Consider the following 17,574-nt stretch of genomic DNA (forward strand, 5'->3'; position numbering starts at 1 on the left):
GCAGAGGGACCCGGACCCGCCCGCGGCACTCCGGATGCCGCCCCTCCGGAACGGAGCGGCCGCCCCGCCCGTCAGCGCTGGAGGGAGTCGTCGCCGTCCGTGCCCTGCGGGGCCATTCCGGCGGCGATGTCCTCCAGGCTCCGGATCAGCGCCTGCGCGGAGGGGCCCAGCGCGCGGGCGGCCGACAGGGTCAGCCCGACGCTGTGGCCGATCGGGTCCAGCGGCACCGCCAGCCTGACGATCCGGGTGTCGTCCCGGGTGATCAGGCTGGGCAGCGCCGCGACGACATCGGTCTCCAACAGAAGTTGACGGACCGTCAGGAACGAGGTCGTCTCGACCCGGTTCATCGGCAGCGGCATTCCGTGCCGCGCGAAGAACTCCTCGATCTCCCGCCGCAGCGCGGTCTCCGCCCCCGGCAGGATCCACGGGTAGTCCGCCAGGTCCGCGAGCTCCACCGCGGACTGCCCGGCGAGCGTGTGCGAGGCCCGGACCACGAGCTCGACCGACTCGTCGTAGAGCTTGCGGCGCACGGTCCGCTCGTCGGAGGGGACGGTGAGCCGGCCGACGACGAAGTCGATGCGGCCCGCCTCCAGTTCCAGGAGCAGCGCTTCCGGCGACGCCTCCCGGACGATCACCGTCAGGTAGGGGCGCTCCTTCTTGATCTCGGCGATGGCCCGTGGGAGGAGCACATTGGACCCGGCCAGATGGGTGCCGACGATGACCGTTCCGCGGTCGGCGTCGGCCAGCTCCACCACATGGCGGCCCGCCTGCGCCAGCTGGGCCAGCACGGCCCGCGCGTGCTCGGTGAAGGCCGCGCCGAAGACGGTCGCGGTGACGCCCCGGGGTCCGCGTTCGTACAGCGGGACACCGAGGATGTCCTCCAGCTCGTGCAGGCTGCGGGTGGCCGCCGGCTGGGTGACATGGAGCTCCGCGGCGGCGCCGACGACACTTCCCTGCCGGGAGAGCGCGTCGACGAGGACCAGGTGGCGCAACTTCAGCCGGCCGTCGAGGAGACGCGGGATCTTCACCCCGCCGACTCTATCCGCGCCGGCTCCGGCCGCCCGGGACAGGGCCGGTCCGGGAGGCCGCCGCGCGTACGCTCCGGGACGGGGCCGCCCGAACCGCCCGAGCCGGGTGCTGCGGCTGCCGTCGCTGCGGTGGCTGCGGTGGTGCGGTGGCTGCGGGAAGTCGCCCACCCGGGTCCTGGCCCGGCCGCCCGGGGCCGGGCAGCCCTTAGCCGACGGCCTTCGCCGCCGCCCTGCCCGCCGCCCTGCCGGAGAAGATGCAGCCGCCGAGGAAGGTTCCTTCCAGCGAGCGGTAGCCGTGCACCCCGCCGCCGCCGAAACCGGCCGCCTCCCCCGCCGCGTACACACCGGGCAGGGGTGTCCCGTCCTCGGTGAGGACCCGGGAGGCCAGGTCTGTCTCCAGTCCGCCGAGCGACTTGCGGGTCAGGATGTTCAGCCGTACGGCGATCAGCGGGCCGGCCTTGGGGTCGAGGATGCGGTGCGGCGCCGCCGTCCGGATCAGCTTGTCCCCCAGATAGGTGCGGGCGCCGCGGATCGCGGTGATCTGGAGGTCCTTGGTGAAGGGATTGGCGATCTCGCGGTCGCGTGCGGTGATCTCACGGCGCAGTCCGGCCTCGTCGATCAGCGGTTCGGCGGTGAGCGCGTTCATCCCGCGGACCAGTGCCGCGAGGTCCTTCTCGACGACGAAGTCCGCTCCGTTGTCCATGAACGCCTTCACCGGTACCGGGACGTCCGCCCGCGCCCGGCCGATCACGTCGCGGATCGACTTTCCGGTCAGGTCGGGGTTCTGCTCGGAGCCGGAGAGCGCGAACTCCTTGCCGATGATCTTCCGGTCGAGAACGAACCAGGTGTAGTCGTATCCGGACTTCATGATGTGTTCGAGGGTGCCGAGGGTGTCGAAGCCCGGGAAGAGGGGGACCGGCAGCCGCTTGCCGCGGGCGTCCAGCCAGAGCGAGGACGGTCCCGGCAGGATGCGGATGCCGTGCCGGGCCCAGATGGGGTTCCAGTTCTCGATGCCCTCGGTGTAGTGCCACATCCGGTCGCGGTTGATGTGGTGGGCGCCGGCCTCCTCGGTGATGCCGAGCATCAGTCCGTCGACGTGGGCGGGCACCCCGGAGAGCATCTTCGCGGGCGGCGTGCCGAGCCGCCGGGGCCACTGCTTGCGTACGAGGTCGTGGTTGCCGCCGATGCCGCCGGAGGTGACGATCACCGCCTGGGCCCGCAGCTCGAACGTGCCGGCCGTCACGCGGCTGCTCGCGGTGCCGCGGGCGGCCCCGCTCGGCTCCAGTATCTCGCCGGTCACCGTGTCGACGGTGCCCGCGGTGCGGCCGAGGCCGGTGACCCGGTGGCGGAACCCGAACCGCACGAGGCCCTTCGCGACACCCGCGCGGACCCGGCGCTCGAAGGGGGCGACGATGCCGGGGCCGGTGCCCCAGGTGATGTGGAAACGGGGTACGGAGTTGCCGTGGCCGTTCGCGTCGTAGCCGCCGCGCTCCGCCCAGCCGACGACGGGGAAGAGCCGGAGCCCCTGGGCGTGCAGCCAGGAGCGCTTCTCGCCGGCCGCGAAGTCGACGTACGCCTCGGCCCACTTCTGCGGCCAGTGGTCCTCCTCGCGGTCGAAGCCCGCCGTGCCGAGCCAGTCCTGGAGGGCCAGCTCATGGCTGTCCTTGATCCGCATCCGGCGCTGCTCGGGCGAGTCGACGAGGAAGAGACCGCCGAAGGACCAGTGCGCCTGGCCGCCGATGGACTGTTCGGGCTCCTGGTCGAGCAGGATCACCGAACGGCCCGCGTCGACCAGCTCGGCGGTGGCCACCAGACCCGCGAGCCCTGCCCCGATAACGATCACATCAGCGTCGTACGCCATGGGTTCCATCCTTGTCGGGGTTCGGGCGGTCCGGTCACGGCCGTGGCCGGGGTCAGGTCCCGGGCCAGGGCCAGGGCCAGGGCCAGGGCCAGGGCACAGTGAGGCTCCGGCGCGAACGCCGGAGGTTACTCGTGCGTCAGATCCTCTGCACCGGCCGCTGCGACGTCAACCGCCCGGTCGGCGGCGTCCCGGCCGCACCCACGGGGCTCAGGCGCTATCGTCGGAACGAATCACCCACTTCTGGCCTGACTTGAGGTAGAAGCGTGTCGGTGCTGGTTCTCGTGCTCGCCGTGAGTGCCGCCTGCTGTCTGGGGTTCGGCTTCGTCCTCCAGCAGGCCGCCGCTTCGCACGCGCCGCGGAGCGACTACCTCTCCTTCCGGCTGCTGCTGGACCTGATGCGGGTGCCGAGCTGGCTGGCCGGGATCGGATTGATGGTCTGCGGCATGGTGCTGGGCGCCCTGGCCCTGGGCAAGGGCGAACTGTCCATCGTCGAGCCCCTGCTCGCGACCAATCTGCTCTTCGCGATGGCCCTGTCGCGCCATCGCACCGGTCAGCGGCTCGGCCGGCAGGGCTGGGCCGGGCTCTGGATGCTGGCCGGCGGAGTCGCCGCCTTCCTCCTGGGGGGCCGGCCGCAGGGCGGTGAGGCGGTGACCGATCCGCTGCGGCACTGGCTGGTGATCGGCGTGGTCGTGGGCGCGGCCCTGCTGCTCACCACCATCGCCAAGCGCTTGCAGTTCGGGGCCGCCCCGGCGCTGCTCGCGGTGGCGGCGGGTCTGCTGTACGGACTCCAGGACGCCCTCACCCGGGTCACCGGCCAGCGGCTGTCCGACGACGGTCTGACGGCGCTCGTGACGGCATGGCAGCCGTATGCGGTCGTGGTGCTGGGGGTGACCGGCCTGCTCCTGGTGCAGAGCGCGTTCGAGACGGGCCCGCTGCGGGTCTCGCTGCCCCCGCTGACGGCGGCCCAGCCGCTGGCCGGGATCGCCTGCGGGGTCGGCTTCCTCGGCGACCAGTTGCGTACCGACGCCGGGGCGCTGGCCTGGCAGACGGCCGGTCTCGCGGCGATCGTCGGCGGAATCGTGCTGCTGGGCCTGCATCCGGCGATGCCGGAGGGGCCGGTGGGCGGGCGCCGGGAGAAGAGCCTGCTGCCGAGCTGAGCGGCGTCCTTCCGGCCCGCCGATGACCTCGTACGTCACCGGCGCCGAACTCGCCGTGGTCGGCGGCTGGACCACGGGCCCGACGGTCACGTACGTCATAAGGCAGTGAGCGCTGCCGGCGGTCTGATGCTGGATGATCTGATGTTGGATGAGGAGCATGACTCCTTCTGACGAGATCCTGGACATCGTCGACGAGAACGACGTGGTCGTGGGGCAGGCCCCGCGCGGTGAGGCGACCGCGCGGGGCCTGCGCCATCGCTGCGTCTTCATCGAGGCCCGGGATGCCGGGGGCCGGCTCTTCGTGCACCGCAGGACCCCCACCAAGCTGGTCTTCCCGTCCCACTACGACATGTTCGTCGGCGGGGTGGTCGGGGCCGGCGAGTCATACGACGAGGCGGCGCTGCGGGAGGCCGAGGAGGAGCTGGGGGTCTCCGGTCTCCCCCGCCCCGAGCCGCTGTTCACCTTCCTCTACGAGAGCGCGGAGCACTCCTGGTGGAGCCGCGTCTACCAGGTACGGTGCGAGCTGCCGGTGCGCCCGCAGGCGGAGGAGGTCGCCTGGCACACCTTCCTCACCGATGCGGAGCTGGAGCAGCGGCTCGGCGACTGGGAATGGGTGCCGGACGGCCTGGAGACGTACCACCGGCTGCGCGCCTTCCGGGCGGGCGGAGCAGTCTCCTGAGCCCGGCCTCCCCTCGTCGACCGTTCCAGGGTTCCGTCGGCCGTTCCAAGGTCCGTCGGCCTTTCCAGGGTTCGTCGGCCGTTCCAGGGTCCGTCGGCCGTTCCAGGGTCCGTCGGCCCTTCCAGGATCCGTCGGCCGTTCTAAGGTTCACGCGTGAACGAATTCGTACGGAGTCTGCGGCTGTGGTTCGCGCCGCAGCGGATCCGTGAAGAGGGCGACACCCCCGACTACCGGTTCTCGCTCGCCAATGAGCGCACCTTCCTCGCCTGGATCCGGACGGCCCTCGCGCTGATCGGCGGTGGTTTCGCGGTCGACCAGTTCCTCCCGGAGCTGTCGTGGGGCATCCGCGCGGGGCTGGCACTGGCGCTGCTGGCGGCCGGTGTGCTGTGCGCGCTGCGGGCGATCAACCACTGGGTGCGGTGCGAGCGGGCGATGCGGCGCGGGGAGGATCTGCCGGTCTCCCGTTTCCCGACGCTGCTCGGTCTCGCCGTCGCCGTCGTCGCCGTGGCGATGGTGGTGGTGGTCGTCTTCGGCTGGGAGGGCCGGTGACGGCCGACGGGCGCGACCCCGGGCTGCAGCCCGAGCGGACCAGGCTGGCGTGGCGGCGGACGACGCTTTCCTGCACAGTGGCCGCGCTGCTGGCGGTCAAGCAGGCGCTGCATGGCGGGGCGGGTCCGGCCGCGCTCGTCGCCGTGTCGCTGAGCGCGCTGGCCTGGCTGGGTTTCCTGCTCGTGGCGCACCGGCGGGTCCTCGGGATGGAGACCGCCCGTCCGCAGCCGCTGTCGGCACGCGGGGCGCTGACCGCGGCGGCGTGCACGATCGCGCTCGCGGTGTTCGCCGCGGCCATGCTGTTCTGAGGCCCGGCACCGGACTGCGCCCGGCCGGTCAGACGTCGGGCGTCTCCCAGGGGACGGTGACGACGATCTTTCCGCGGGTACGTCCCTGCTCGTTCAGCCGGTACGCGTCCGCCGCCCGTTCCAGCGGGAAGACCCGGTCCACATGGACCGTGACGATGCCCTGCTCGGCCAGTTCGGCCAGGTGGGCGAGGTCCTTGGCGTCCGGGCGCACGAAGGCGTAGCGGCCGCCGTACGAGAAGACCTCGCCGTCCGCGATGGAGGCCAGTCGGCCCCCCGGCTTCAGCACGTCGGCGGAGACACGGAGCGCCTCACCGCCGACGGTGTCGAACGCGGCGTCGACACCGTCCGGGGCCAGCGCCCGCAGCCGGTCGGCGAGGCCGTCCCCGTAGGCCACGGGCTCGCCGCCGAGCTGCCGCACATGGTCGTGGTTGCGTTCGCTCGCGGTGCCGATGACGCGGGCGCCCGCGTGGCGGGCGAGCTGGACGGCGAGCGAGCCCACGCCGCCCGCCGCCGCGTGGACGAGGACCGTCTCGCCGTCCTGGATCCGCAGCGTGCGGTGGAGCACCTGGTACGCGGTGAGACCGGCCAGCGGCAGGCCGGCGGCCTCCTCGAAGCTCAGGCTCAGCGGCTTGCGGGCGAGGGTGCGCACGGGCGCGGCGACGTATTCGGCGAACGTGCCGCGGCAGAGGAAGTCCTCCCGCACATAGCCGATGACCTCGTCACCGACCGTGAATTCGTCGACGGCGACGCCGGGCTGTACCACGACGCCGGACACGTCCCAGCCTGGGATCACCGGGAACACGGCTTCCAGACCGGAGTCGAGGTGGCCCTCGCGGGCCTTCCAGTCGACCGGGTTGACCGCTGCGGCCCGTACCTTCACCAGGACGGTGTCGGGGCCGACCTTGGGATCGGGCCGTTCGCCGTACTCCAGGAGGTCGGCCCCGCCGTACGCGCTGTAGCTGATCGCCTTCATGTACCGACCCTCGGCGCGGTCCGGGGCCCGCGCAACTCAGGCCGTGGGGGCCCTGCGCGCCGGGTGCCGAGGGACCGCGGATGAACCGCCGGCCCCCGCCCGGCCCCCGCTCTGCGCCCGTCCGGCCCCCGCCCGCGCGGGCTTCACCAGCGCGGGATCGACGGTGTCCGCCAGCCCGGCTCGGCCTTGCGCATCGCGGCCGCGTCGTCGCGCTCGCGCATCGTGCCGTCGTCGTCGAGCCAGCGCCGGTGCAGTGCGGCCAGGCGCGCGCGGTCGAGCTCGACGCCGAGTCCGGGTGCGTCGGAGACGGTGAGCCGGCCGTCCCGGAAGACATGGCGGGTGGTGATGACGTCCTCGGTCTGCCAGGGGTAGTGGCTGTCGCAGGCGTAGTCGAGGTTGGGGACGGTGGCCGCGACGTGCGTCATCGCGGCGAGGCTGATGCCGAGGTGGGTGTTGGAGTGCATGGAGAGCCCGACGCCGAAGGTGCGGCAGATCCCGGCCAGTTCGCGGGTGCGGTGCAGCCCGCCCCAGTAGTGGTGGTCGGAGAGGACCACCTGGACGGCGCCGCGGGCGAAGGCCTCCGGGACCTCGGCGAGGGTCGTCACGCACATGTTGGTGGCGAGCGGTACGTCGGTGGCGGCGGCCACCTCGGCCATCAGGTCCGTACCGCTCGCCGGGTCCTCCAGGTATTCGAGTACGCCTTTCAGCTGCTCGGCGACGTACAGCGAGGTCTGAACCGACCAGGCGCCGTTGGGGTCGAGGCGCAGCGGCCGGCCGGGGAACTCCTCGGCCAGGGCGCGGATCGCGGCGATCTCCCGGTCGGGTTCGAAGACGCCGCCCTTGAGCTTGAAGGAGGAGAAGCCGTGCTCACGCGCGAAGCGCCGGGCCTGGGCCACGACGCCGGCCGGATCGACGGCGGCGCCCCAGTCGTCCTGTTCGCCGCCGTCGGGGTGGGCGGCCCAGCGGTAGAAGAGGTACGCGCTGTACTCGACGCTGTCGCGGACCTTGCCGCCGAGCAGGGCGTGCACGGGCAGGCCCAGGGACTTGCCCAGGGCGTCCAGGCAGGCGACCTCGAAGCCGGAGACGACGGAGAGCCGGAGCTTGTCGGCGGTCTGGGCGCCGCGCAGCCCACCGGCGTCGACCCGCTCGTCGGCCGCACGTGAATCACCGCACACCTCGTCGGCCAGGGCGAACAGGCCGTTCAGATCGCTGACCGGGCGCCCGGCGAGCGCGGCGGCGAGCGGCCGGGCGAGTTCGAGGTACTTGCCGTCCCCGTACGTCTCCCCGACACCGGTCACTCCCCCGTCCGTGACGACTTCCACGATGAGCCTCGGGGTGTACGGCTGGTGGACGCCCTGGGTGTTGAGCAGGGGCGGGTCGGCTATCAGGATCGGGGTCAGCCGGACTTCGTCGATCAGCAATTCTGGTCTCATACGTGAACCCTATTCAGGGATGCGACTGAGCACCAGACTCCGGACCAAGTCCGCACGACGTCCGCGCACCCGATTCCGGGAGTCCACTGGACGACATACCGACTGGTCGGCATCATGAACACCGACCGTCTCTCACCCTGGAGGTGCGCACGATGAGCCCAGTCCATCCGCCAGGTCTCGACCTCGACCGGCTGCGCGGACATCTCGACCGCGAGCGGCCGGGTCTGGTGAACGGACCGCTCGAAGCCCTGCTCATCGAGGGCGGCCGGTCGAACCTGACGTACGTCGTCGCGGACGGCACCGGCCGCTGGGTCGTGCGCAGGCCCCCGCTGGGCCATGTACTGGCCACGGCACACGACATGAGGCGCGAGCACCGGGTGATCAGCGCGCTGCACCCGACGGCCGTTCCGGTACCCGGACCGGTGCTGCTCTGCGAGGACGACTCGGTGATCGGTTCGTCCTTCTACGTGATGGAGTACGTCGAGGGCACGCCGTACCGCACGGCGGAGCAGCTCGCCCCGCTGGGCGCCGAGCGCACCCGGGAGGCCGTCCTCGGCCTCGTCGACACCCTCGTCGAACTGCACGCCGTGGACCCGGTGTCGGTCGGGCTAGGCGGCTTCGGGCGCCCCGAGGGCTTCCTCGACCGGCAGCTGCGCCGCTGGGGCAAGCAGCTGGACGCCTCCCGCAACCGCGAGCTGCCCGGCATCGACGAACTGCACGCCGCACTCGGCCGGGAGCTGCCCGTCTCCCCCGCGCCCACCGTCGTGCACGGCGACTACCGCCTGGACAACGTCCTGATCGGCTCGGACGACCGGATCAAGGCCGTCCTCGACTGGGAGATGTCGACGCTCGGCGACCCGCTGACCGACCTCGGCCTGCTGGTGATGTACAGCTCCGACCTCGGCCTGGCGAACTCCCCGGTCTCCACCACCAGCGGCGCGGCCGGCCACCCCACCCCCGCCGAACTGATCGAGCGCTATGCCGCACGCTCCGGCCGGGACACCGCCGCCCTCTCCTGGTACACGGCGTTCGCCTGGTTCAAACTCGCCGTGATCCTGGAGGGCATCCACTACCGCTACACCCTGGGCCAGACCGTCGGCGCCGGCTTCGACCGTATCGGCGACCTCGTCCCCGTCTTCATCGAGCACGGCCTCACCACCCTCCAGGAAGGCTGATCATCCCGTGGACTTCGCATTCGACGCCCGTACCGAAGAGCTGCGCACCAGGCTTCTCGCCTTCATGGACGAGCATGTCCACCCCGCCGAGAAGATCGCGGACGAGCAGCGCGCGCACCTGGCCTCCCCGTGGGACACCCCGCAGATCGTCGAGGACCTGAAGGCCGAGGCGCGGCGGCAGGGTCTGTGGAACCTCTTCCTCCCCGACGCAGAGTACGGGGCCGGGCTGACCAATCTCCAGTACGCGCCGCTCGCCGAAATCACCGGGCGCTCACCGCAGTTGGCGCCGACCGCACTCAACTGCGCGGCCCCGGACACCGGGAACATGGAGGTGCTCTTCCAGTTCGCCACGGACGAGCAGAAGAAGCAGTGGCTGGAGCCGCTGCTCGCCGGGGAGATCCGCTCGGCGTTCGCGATGACGGAGCCCGAGGTGGCCTCGTCGGACGCGACGAACATCGAGACCCGGATCGTGCGCGACGGTGACGACTACGTCATCAACGGCCGCAAGTGGTACATCTCCGGGGCGATGAACCCCGACTGCCGCATTCTCATCGTGATGGGCAAGACCGACCCCGAGGGCGCCGACATCCGCCGCCAGCAGTCGATGATCCTGGTCCCGCGCGACACCCCCGGTCTCGAAGTGCGGCGCGCCATGCAGGTGTACGGCTACGAGGACCACTCCCACGGCGGCCACGCCGAGGTCGTCCTCACGGACGTACGGGTGCCCGCCGCGAACCTGATCGGCGAGGAGGGCGGTGGTTTCGCCATCGCCCAGGCGCGGTTGGGGCCGGGCCGCATCCACCACTGCATGCGGCTGATCGGCATGGCCGAGCGGGCGATCGAGCTGATGTGCAGGCGGGCGGTGTCCCGTACGGCCTTCGGCAAGCCGCTCGCCCAGCAGGGCGTCGTGCAGAACTGGATCGCGGACGCGCGGGTCACGGTGGAGCAGCTGCGGCTGCTGGTGCTGAAGACGGCATGGCTGATGGACACGGTGGGCAACCGGGGCGCGCACACGGAGATCCAGTCCATCAAGATCGCCACCCCGCGCGCGGTGGTCGACATCATCGACCGGGCGGTGCAGCTGCACGGTGCGGGTGGCGTCGGCCAGGACTTCCCGCTGGCCGAACTGTGGGCGGCGGCACGGACGTTGCGGCTGGCGGACGGGCCGGACGAGGTCCATCAGCGGTCGTTGGCTCGCCGGGAGATCAAGCGGTACGTGTAGGCGGGGCCACCGGTTGCCGTTCCGTCCTCGGGCGCCGGGCGGGGACTTCGGTCGTCGGGCGGGCCTGACGGCTGCCCGGCGGGATCTTCGGTCGCCGGGCAGGCTTGACGGCTGCCCGGCGGGTCTGATCGTTGGTGGTGGTCAGCCGGACGTCCCGATCCGGTCGAGGACGGACGTGTAGACGGAGCGCCTGTCGGGGCGGGCGTGGGCGGCGGCGTGGCGGAGGGCCGGGACCGCCGCCCCACCCATGCCGATGAGGCCCTCGGCCGCCGCCCTGCGCACGACGGGACGGGGATGTGCGAGCAGTCCCGTCACGGCGGGGATCGCGGGTTCCCAGCCTGCGTGGCAGAGCGTGCGGATCGCCGTACGCACCACATCCGGCCGGGGGTCGTCCAGCAGGAGCACGGTGTGGCCGAGATGAGTGATCCGGTCCAGCATCGCCCGTGAGGTCCGGTGGGCGCGCAGGCGCACCTCGGCCCGGGGATGGGTCAGCAATTCGTCCAGCAGGCGGCGGAGTTGCGGGTCCCGGTCCGGGTCCGGGCCGGAATGCGCCTCGGCCATGCCGGCGAGGGCCCGGCAGGTCTGTTCCGGAGTGCCGGTCCGGGCCAGGTCCAGCAGTTCCCTCCGGGACGGGCCGTGCGGAGTTCCGGTGTCCGCGACCGGGGGGCGGTCCCGGAGCGCCGCCAGCGCCGCCGCGTCCCGCTGTGCGGCGTCCGGGCCGCGCAGCGGGCCCTCGACGAGCAGGAGCCGGTCCGCGAGTGCGTCACGTCCTTCGGCTCGCAGGCGTCGGCTCGTACGCGTCAGCGCGGGGGTGCGCAGGAGCCGGCGGCCGAGGAGCAGGTCGAGGAAGCCCCAGGCCCCGGCGTCGAGACGGTCGCCGAGGGTCCTGGCGAGCGCGTCGGCGGGGTATCCGCGCAGTGCGTCGCCGACTGCCGGAGCAACGGTGGACGGGGCGTGTTCCCACCACTCCAGCAGCAGCGGGACCAGGGGTGCCAGTTCCCCGGGGCCGAGCTTCGAGGCGGCGAGCGCCACCCTCTCGGGCAGGATGTCGTCGCCCCGGAGCTCCGCCGGGTCGACGGCGCTCAGCGCACGGGCCTGCTCCGCGCCGAGGGGCAGGTCGATGTCCCCGCGCAGGTAAGCGCGCAGCACCGGCAGCCGGGCCTCCGGCTCGGGCCACTTCGCCAGCGTCAGGGCGGCGGTCTCCCTGCGGTCGGCACGGTCCGACCCGAGCATGGCCAGCAGGCGGTCCCGCAGGGCCGTCGAGCGGGGCTGGTCGAGGTCGTCGATGTGTACGCGCCGGGGCGGCGGCGTCGGGGCGTGGGCGGTCTCGGTGAGGGTCCAGGGCGGCGCGTCGAGCGGCTGAAGCAGTGTCATCCAGTCGAGCAGGGCGGCCCGGACCTCGGGGTCCGCACCGTGATGGACCTCGATCAGCGCGGCCAGCCGGTCCCGCGATCCCACCGGGCCCCCGTCCCGACGGCGGAACTCCTCCAGCGCACCCGGTGTGCGTACCGCGTCGTCCAGCGCCGCCCGCCAGGCCCGGGTCTCGGCGCACCCGGGCCCCGCCTCCGGGGCCGCGAACGCCTCCCTCAGCACGGCGGTCCCGGCCCGCCAGGGGTCGGCGCCGAGCCGGGCCGACGCGAGCGCCTGATCGAGGTCGGCGCGGACCAGCACCGCGCCCAGGCGGCGCAGCAGCGTCAGCGTGGACCGGCTCGGGATCACGGGTGCCGGCCGCAGGGCCCGCACCGCGGCGACGACGGACGGCTTCCGTGCCGCCGCGAGCATCGGCGCGACCGCTTCGAGCAGGGCGATCAGGTCGTGCCGGTCCTCGTCGCGGGTCTCGGCGAGGGCGTCGGCCAGGACCGGAACGTACCGGGCGAACACCGCCAGTTCCCCGGCGGCCCAGGGGGCGGGGCAGATCCGCAGCACGAACCGGACCACCCGGCTCCGGGCCGCCGGCCGGGAGTCGGCCAGGCGGAGCCAGTCGGGGAGCATCGGCCGCAGCGCGTCCAGCCGGCCGGGGGCGGGCGGCTCGTCCCGCTCGGCGAGGCGCAGCGCGACGGAGGGGTTCCAGCCGCCGGCCACCAGGGACTCGATGGCGCGGTCCGCCCGGCTGCCCACCGGTGGCCGCCGGGCGGGGGCGGATACGGTGATCCCATGCCGGGCCGCCGCCGTCGCGAGTTCGCCGACCTCGCCGGACGCGAGCCCGACCCGGCCGGCCGCCACCAGGGAGAGCAGGGTGCCCGCCGCCGGTGACTCCTGGTCGTCCAGGGCGAGGACCGCGCGGGCCGTGAGGACGCCGTCGAGACCCGCCAGCAGCAGTTCGCGGGAACGGCCGTCCCGGCTGTGCTCGGCAGCGGCGACGAGTGTGGCGGCGTAGGCGTCGCCGAGGACGGCGCGCAGGGCCTCGACGAGCGCGCTGCGCAGCCCGGGATTGTCGTGGTGCCCGAGCCAGAAGAGCAGCTTCGGCAGCGCCGCCGGAGTGCCCGCCCGGACCAGCGCCTCGGCGGCGGTCTTCTTGATGTTCATGTTCGGCCGGTCGAGGCAGGCCGCGATCGCGGTGCATGCCCAGTGGGCCCGTGCGTGGCCCAGGGCGAGCAGGGCCTGGCGGACGGTCTGGATGTCCTGGACGGCGGTCAGCGCGATCAGGGTCGCCGACAGTGCCTGGGCGTCCTCGCCCGTCGCGTCGCGGGCGAGCAGGGCGATGACATGTTTGCGTACGTGCCGGTCGCGGTGGCGCAGCAGCCGGTGCACACGGGCGCGGGTCCCCGCCCACGGGGCCCGGAGCAGCAGTTCGAGCAGAATCGTCTGCTCGCGGCCGGACAGCCCGGTCCGGTCCAGCAGGTCCAGCGCCGTGGTCGCGACGAGTGCGTGGCCCGCCTCCCGCCCGTCCGCCGCGTCCAGCAGGCAGACCGGCCGGATCGCGCCCCGCGCGTGGAGCCGCCTGCCCAGGTTGTGCACGGCGTCCAGGACCTCCTGGGGCACCGCGGGCTCCCCGCCCGGCCGTCCCCGTTCCCGCTCCCGCTCCCCGGCGGCCGACAGCCCGGTCACGACGCGCAGCAGCAGGTCCGCGACGGCCGGGAGTGTGCCGGCGTTGCCGTGGGCCGCCAGCCGGCACAGCGCCGCCACCGGGTCGTCCGGGTCGAGGTGGGAGCTCAGCAGGGCCAGTTCCCGCTCGTCCGGGCCCCCGAGCCCGGCGGCGATGCGCGGCGGCAGGTCGACGGGGTCGAGCCGTACGAGGAGGGCGTGCCGTTGCACCGGATCGCTGGTCAGCTGCCAGAGGAGTCCGAGGGCGCGGTCGCGTACGGCGTACAGATGGGGTGCGGGCGGGACCGTGGACAGCCCCAGTCCTTCGCGCAGTGCCTGCGCCGTCCGGTGTCCGCCGATGGCCTCCAGGGCGTCCAGGGCCGCGGCCGGCACCGAGGGCAGCAAGGCGATCACGGCCTCCTCGGCCTCCGCGTGGCGCAGCTGGCGGATCGCGTGGAGGAAGGGGCCGGGGGCGGGGGCCGAGGCCAGTACGCGGCTGACCGCCTCGCCGATCGGAAGATCGCCCGCGCCCTGCCCGGACAGGGCGATCAGCAGGGCGAGCCGTCGCGGCCAGGCCGGATCGTCGGCCGCGGTGTCCGTCAGGACGCGGAGCATCTCCCTCCGGCAGGTGTAGAGGACCGTCGCGACGTCGCGCGGCGGAATCGAGTGATCGGACAGGGCGAGGCCGATGACGGCCGGGACGTCCGGATCGTCCGCGAAGTGCCCGCGCCGGTGGAGCCCGCGCAGGCAGCTCACCATCGGCCCGCCGAGCAGCAGCGGATCGCGTGCGGCGACGCCCGTCAGTTCACCGATGTCCTCGCGGCCGGCCAGGCCGCCGAGCAGTTCCATGCCCTGTCGGCGAAGACCCGGCGGGAGACCGGGGTCCTCGACGACCTGCCGCAGCAGGTCCTTGTGGCCGTGGCGGGCGGCGGCCGCGAGGGCGGCATCGGCCACCGCGGGCCGCTCCCCCGCCGCATCGGCGGCGAGAAACGGAGCGAGGCGCCCCGGCGGCAGCGGCTCCGGCGCGGCCCACGGCTCGGCGAGTCCGCCCAGCGCACCGGCGACGACCTGGGCACTGTCGGCGTCGAGCAGGCCGGCCAGGATCCCGCGGACCGGCGTCGGGGCCAGCAGTCCGGCGTGCAGCCCCTCCCGGGCGAGCCGCAGCGCCTCGGCCTGCAGTACGGGGTCGCCGCTGTCCGCCAGTTCGCCCACGAGCCGCGCCGGGCGGCACGCGCCGGCGATACCCGTCTCGCGCACAGCCTGGTACAGGAGTTCACCGGGAGCTTCGCCACGGATCACCGTCGGGTCGTGGAGGATTTCGGCGCGCAGCCATGCGATCCCCACCCGCGCCGGCAGCCCCGCCGCGCGCCACGAGGGCCACGGGCGGTCCCGGAGACGGTGACCGAGCCGCTCGTAGAGCCCCGCCAGGAGCAGATCCGCCTCCGGTGGTCCCAGCGGCGACACCGGCAGCAGGCCGGCGATTTCGGCCAACTCCCCGTCGTCGGACGGGCTGCACGCGGCGGCACGCTCGGTGAGCAGGACCAGGCCCAGGTGACGCGTGCCGGGGTCGTCGTGCCGGATCAGTCGGCCCAGTTCCGAAAGCGGGCCCTCACGCGCGTCCACGAACCCGGGCAACGACGCGTCCACGAGCCCGGACAGCGGCGCGTCCGGAAATCCGGACAGCCGGCCGGTGCCGGCCCGGGGTGCGGCGTCGTGGAACGGTTCGTCGGCCGGCGTCTTCACCGTCGGATGCTAACCGGGACGCTTCCGGCTCCACCAACGGAATAGGCCCCTCCCCCGGTCGGCAACCGCCGATGGTCAGTAGCCGCCGAACGGCACATGGTCCGCCAGTGCCAGATCCCGGGCGAACGCCCTCAGGCGCAGCAGGCACCGGGCGGCCCGGCGGACGGCACGGGTGTGCCGCGGCCCGTATGCCGCGGCCCAGAGTGCGGGGACGCGCGCGGATGGCTGGATGTGAGTCATACATCCAGCTTCGGCCCGTTTCGCCGGTCGGTCCAACAGGTGGTTTCGCCGGCGGCGACGACACCGCGGACGGACGGAGATACGCCGACTCCGCCGCTTCGTCGCGGTGCTCACGCACGGCACCTTCACCAACGCAGCCCGTGCCGAGCCGAGCGGGCGGGCGGTCCGCGCCGAGCGTGCGGCCCGCTCCGAGCACCTCGGTACGCGCTCCCCCCAACGGGGGCCGGGTGCCGAGCTGTTCGACCGGACGGGCCGGCGTGCGATCCCCACCGAGGCGCGCCGGGCGCTGCCGCCCTCGGCCCGGCCGGTGCTCATCCGGCAGCCGGAGCCCGGCCGGACCGTGGTCCTCACCGGGCAGGCGCCCCGGCCCCGCGATCCTGCGGCGGAGGCGCTGCTGCGCCGGCCGGCCGGAGACTCAGCAGACTAGGGACGCAGGGCGCGCAGCAGCAGGTCGGCCAGGTGGTCGGCGACCTCCTGCTGGCTGAGCGGGCCGTCCGGCCGGTACCAGGTGGACAGGTGGTGCACCGAGCCGAAGTGGTAGTCGACGATCAGGTCCGCCGGCGTGGCCGTGGAGAACACCCCGCTCCGCTGGCCCTCTTCCACCAGGGCGCGGAACCGCTCGTGGTAGCGGCGCCGCTCCAGCCGTACCTGCTTGTTCTTCTCCGGGCTCAGGTGGTGCATGGACCGGAAGAAGATCGAGGCGTCGTCGAGATTCTCGATGGTCGTGACGACCACGTCCGCCGCCGCGTCGCGCAGCCGCTGCTCGACCGGGGCGTCGGCGTCCGCGAAGGCGTCGAGCCGCTCCTGCTGGAGCCGGAGCACCCGGGCGTAGACCTCCTGGAGGAGGTCCTCCTTGGAGCCGAAGTAGTGGTAGAGCGCGCCCTTGGTGACGCCTGCCGCCTCGACGATCTCCTGGACCGAGGTGCGGTCGTAGCCCTGCTCGGCGAAGAGCCGGGTGGCGGCGGCCAGCAGCCGCTGAGGGACGGGGGGCGTCTCCCCGTCCGTCGCCTTGGCCATTGCCGCCACCTTCCTTCCGTGCTGTGCTGTGCTGTGCTGTGCTGTGCTGTGCTGTGCTGTGCTGTGCGTGAAACGGTCCGACCGGCCGGCGGTCCACCGGGGGGAACACAGTTCCCACCTGAGGATCTTCCCACTCGCCGGCTCCGGGAGCCCGGTCAGGATCTCAACCTCGTGCGGGTACTTGTACGCGTGGCTCACGCGCCCGTCGAAGCGGGCGAGCGCGGGGTGCCCGGGGCTGCGGCCGCCGGACGCGCGGACGGCTCGGAAGGCGCGGACCACGGTCCCGGCCGGACGGGGGCCCGTTGGGCCTCGCCGAGCAGGGCGGTCCACGGCGTGGCGGCGTAGATCGCCCCGGTCATGCGCCGGTCTCCTCCCACTTCCGCTGGAGGTGGTTCATGCTGCCCAGCCAGTGGTCGGTGTCCTTGGTGCGGGCCCGGTAGTAGCCGGCGACCTCGGGGTGCGGCAGGACGAGGAAGCGGTCCTCGGCCATGGCGTCGAAGAGCGCGTCGGCGACCGCCTCGGGCTCGATGGCACCGGGGGCGAGGACGAGCTCGCCGGCCGATCCGGCGGCGGCGAGCATGTCCGTACGCACGCCCTGCGGACAGATGGCGTGGACCTTGATGCCACGGTGGCGGTAGGTGAGCGAGAGCCATTCCGCGAAGGCGACGGCGCCATGCTTGGTGACGCTGTACGGGGCGGCTCCGATCATCGTCAGCAGCCCGGCCGCGGAGGCGGTCGAGACGAACCGGCCGCTGCCGCGCTCCAGCCAGTCCGGCAGCAGCGCCCTCGCCGCGCGGACGTGGGCCATCACATTGACGTCCCAGGCGGCGGCCCAGATCTCCTCGTCGGCGAAGACGTCGCCGGGCGAGGCGAGGCCCGCGTTGGCGCAGTAGATGTCGACGGTGCCGTCCAGCGCGTCGCGGGCGGCGTCCACGATCCGCGAGGCGTCACCGGCGACGGCGACGGCGCCGATCTCCTCGGCCAGCGGCTTGATCCCGGCCTCGTCGAGGTCATTGACCACGACCCGCGCGCCCTCCGCGGCGAACCGGCGGGCCAGAGCGGCTCCGATGCCGCCTCCGGCCCCTGTGACCACCACGCCCGAGCCCTGCACCGTACTCATCGGGTCCCGCCTCTCTCCGCCGGCTGCCCCCGCAGACTAACCAGT

At 73.4% G+C, this 17,574-nt stretch carries 16 protein-coding genes and 1 pseudogene; 8 read left to right on the forward strand and 9 right to left on the reverse strand.

What is annotated here, in order from left to right:
* Positions 1 to 71 precede the first annotated feature (71 nt).
* Together ACIOMQ_RS16230 and ACIOMQ_RS16235 are read right to left on the reverse strand one after the other, a co-directional pair.
* Positions 72 to 1,028 carry a LysR substrate-binding domain-containing protein gene (locus tag ACIOMQ_RS16230; protein WP_362206269.1) on the reverse strand — a complete coding sequence of 319 codons (957 nt, stop codon included), beginning with the start codon at positions 1,026 to 1,028 and terminating at the stop codon, positions 72 to 74.
* 205 nt (positions 1,029 to 1,233) lie between these two features.
* Positions 1,234 to 2,889: an FAD-binding dehydrogenase gene (locus tag ACIOMQ_RS16235; RefSeq protein WP_402189242.1), complete on the reverse strand. Its 1,656-nt coding sequence runs from the start codon at positions 2,887 to 2,889 to the stop codon at positions 1,234 to 1,236.
* A gap of 263 nt (positions 2,890 to 3,152) precedes the next feature.
* Here ACIOMQ_RS16235 and ACIOMQ_RS16240 point away from each other — a divergent pair, with 263 nt between their 5' ends.
* From ACIOMQ_RS16240 to ACIOMQ_RS16260, 5 genes and pseudogenes are all read left to right on the forward strand, one after another.
* The gene (locus tag ACIOMQ_RS16240) at positions 3,153 to 4,046 is read left to right on the forward strand and encodes a DMT family transporter (protein WP_362206271.1); all 894 of its coding nucleotides are present in this window, start codon (positions 3,153 to 3,155) and stop codon (positions 4,044 to 4,046) included.
* Between the two features lie 25 nt (positions 4,047 to 4,071).
* Positions 4,072 to 4,155 (forward strand): annotated as a pseudogene (locus ACIOMQ_RS16245) (3-alpha-hydroxysteroid dehydrogenase); the annotation flags it as partial.
* 48 nt (positions 4,156 to 4,203) lie between these two features.
* Positions 4,204 to 4,725, forward strand: a complete 522-nt coding sequence (locus tag ACIOMQ_RS16250) for an NUDIX domain-containing protein (protein ID WP_362206272.1) — start codon at positions 4,204 to 4,206, stop codon at positions 4,723 to 4,725.
* A 153-nt stretch (positions 4,726 to 4,878) separates the two neighbouring features.
* Positions 4,879 to 5,274, forward strand: a complete 396-nt coding sequence (locus ACIOMQ_RS16255) for a DUF202 domain-containing protein (RefSeq protein ID WP_362206273.1) — start codon at positions 4,879 to 4,881, stop codon at positions 5,272 to 5,274.
* A complete protein-coding gene (locus ACIOMQ_RS16260) occupies positions 5,271 to 5,582 on the forward strand; it encodes a DUF202 domain-containing protein (RefSeq protein ID WP_362206274.1) in 312 nt (103 codons plus the stop codon). The genes ACIOMQ_RS16255 and ACIOMQ_RS16260 overlap by 4 nt, the downstream gene beginning before the upstream one ends.
* Before the next feature lie 28 nt (positions 5,583 to 5,610).
* On the opposite strand, the gene ACIOMQ_RS16265 is transcribed toward ACIOMQ_RS16260, so the two are convergent.
* Complete coding sequence (locus ACIOMQ_RS16265; RefSeq protein ID WP_362206275.1) at positions 5,611 to 6,555, reverse strand: NADP-dependent oxidoreductase; 945 nt, start codon at positions 6,553 to 6,555, stop codon at positions 5,611 to 5,613.
* A gap of 143 nt (positions 6,556 to 6,698) precedes the next feature.
* Positions 6,699 to 7,988, reverse strand: coding sequence for a glucarate dehydratase family protein (locus tag ACIOMQ_RS16270; RefSeq protein ID WP_401267487.1), 1,290 nt, complete (start codon positions 7,986 to 7,988; stop codon positions 6,699 to 6,701).
* A gap of 152 nt (positions 7,989 to 8,140) precedes the next feature.
* Here ACIOMQ_RS16270 and ACIOMQ_RS16275 point away from each other — a divergent pair, with 152 nt between their 5' ends.
* Both ACIOMQ_RS16275 and ACIOMQ_RS16280 read left to right on the forward strand, forming a co-directional pair.
* On the forward strand, positions 8,141 to 9,163 hold the full coding sequence (locus ACIOMQ_RS16275; RefSeq protein WP_362206277.1) for a phosphotransferase family protein: 1,023 nt from the start codon (positions 8,141 to 8,143) through the stop codon (positions 9,161 to 9,163).
* A gap of 7 nt (positions 9,164 to 9,170) precedes the next feature.
* On the forward strand, positions 9,171 to 10,385 hold the full coding sequence (locus ACIOMQ_RS16280; protein WP_401938850.1) for an acyl-CoA dehydrogenase family protein: 1,215 nt from the start codon (positions 9,171 to 9,173) through the stop codon (positions 10,383 to 10,385).
* Positions 10,386 to 10,526: 141 nt separating this feature from the next.
* Here ACIOMQ_RS16280 and ACIOMQ_RS16285 read toward each other — a convergent pair whose 3' ends face one another.
* Complete coding sequence (locus tag ACIOMQ_RS16285; RefSeq protein WP_402189244.1) at positions 10,527 to 15,152, reverse strand: HEAT repeat domain-containing protein; 4,626 nt, start codon at positions 15,150 to 15,152, stop codon at positions 10,527 to 10,529.
* A gap of 75 nt (positions 15,153 to 15,227) precedes the next feature.
* Complete coding sequence (locus ACIOMQ_RS16290; RefSeq protein WP_362206280.1) at positions 15,228 to 15,392, reverse strand: hypothetical protein; 165 nt, start codon at positions 15,390 to 15,392, stop codon at positions 15,228 to 15,230.
* A gap of 106 nt (positions 15,393 to 15,498) precedes the next feature.
* Between ACIOMQ_RS16290 and ACIOMQ_RS16295 the strand changes: the two genes are divergently transcribed.
* Positions 15,499 to 15,819, forward strand: coding sequence for a hypothetical protein (locus tag ACIOMQ_RS16295; protein WP_362206281.1), 321 nt, complete (start codon positions 15,499 to 15,501; stop codon positions 15,817 to 15,819).
* On the opposite strand, the gene ACIOMQ_RS16300 is transcribed toward ACIOMQ_RS16295, so the two are convergent.
* The 3 genes from ACIOMQ_RS16300 to ACIOMQ_RS16310 all read right to left on the reverse strand — a co-directional run bounded on the left by ACIOMQ_RS16300 (position 15,816) and on the right by ACIOMQ_RS16310 (position 17,529).
* Entirely contained in the window at positions 15,816 to 16,409 is a 594-nt protein-coding gene (locus ACIOMQ_RS16300; RefSeq protein WP_362206282.1) for a TetR/AcrR family transcriptional regulator, read from the reverse strand. The two genes, ACIOMQ_RS16295 and ACIOMQ_RS16300, sit on opposite strands and share 4 nt — an antisense overlap.
* Before the next feature lie 194 nt (positions 16,410 to 16,603).
* A complete protein-coding gene (locus tag ACIOMQ_RS16305) occupies positions 16,604 to 16,768 on the reverse strand; it encodes a hypothetical protein (protein WP_401267496.1) in 165 nt (54 codons plus the stop codon).
* Positions 16,765 to 17,529, reverse strand: a complete 765-nt coding sequence (locus ACIOMQ_RS16310; RefSeq protein ID WP_362206284.1) for an SDR family oxidoreductase — start codon at positions 17,527 to 17,529, stop codon at positions 16,765 to 16,767. Before ACIOMQ_RS16310 ends, ACIOMQ_RS16305 begins: the two co-directional genes overlap by 4 nt.
* Positions 17,530 to 17,574 lie beyond the last annotated feature (45 nt).

Source organism: Streptomyces sp. NPDC087845, assembly GCF_044742755.1.
Taxonomy (GTDB): domain Bacteria; phylum Actinomycetota; class Actinomycetes; order Streptomycetales; family Streptomycetaceae; genus Streptomyces.

Excerpts from the sequence above, each read along its gene's own strand:
- ACIOMQ_RS16235 (WP_402189242.1), bottom strand. The coding sequence starts at position 2,889 with ATGGCGTACGACGCTGATGTGATCGTTATCGGGGCAGGGCTCGCGGGT.
- ACIOMQ_RS16250 (WP_362206272.1), top strand. The coding sequence starts at position 4,204 with ATGACTCCTTCTGACGAGATCCTGGACATCGTCGACGAGAACGACGTG.
- ACIOMQ_RS16265 (WP_362206275.1), bottom strand. The coding sequence starts at position 6,555 with ATGAAGGCGATCAGCTACAGCGCGTACGGCGGGGCCGACCTCCTGGAG.
- ACIOMQ_RS16270 (WP_401267487.1), bottom strand. The coding sequence starts at position 7,988 with ATGAGACCAGAATTGCTGATCGACGAAGTCCGGCTGACCCCGATCCTG.
- ACIOMQ_RS16275 (WP_362206277.1), top strand. The coding sequence starts at position 8,141 with ATGAGCCCAGTCCATCCGCCAGGTCTCGACCTCGACCGGCTGCGCGGA.
- ACIOMQ_RS16290 (WP_362206280.1), bottom strand. The coding sequence starts at position 15,392 with ATGACTCACATCCAGCCATCCGCGCGCGTCCCCGCACTCTGGGCCGCG.
- ACIOMQ_RS16300 (WP_362206282.1), bottom strand. The coding sequence starts at position 16,409 with ATGGCCAAGGCGACGGACGGGGAGACGCCCCCCGTCCCTCAGCGGCTG.
- ACIOMQ_RS16305 (WP_401267496.1), bottom strand. The coding sequence starts at position 16,768 with ATGACCGGGGCGATCTACGCCGCCACGCCGTGGACCGCCCTGCTCGGC.
- ACIOMQ_RS16310 (WP_362206284.1), bottom strand. The coding sequence starts at position 17,529 with ATGAGTACGGTGCAGGGCTCGGGCGTGGTGGTCACAGGGGCCGGAGGC.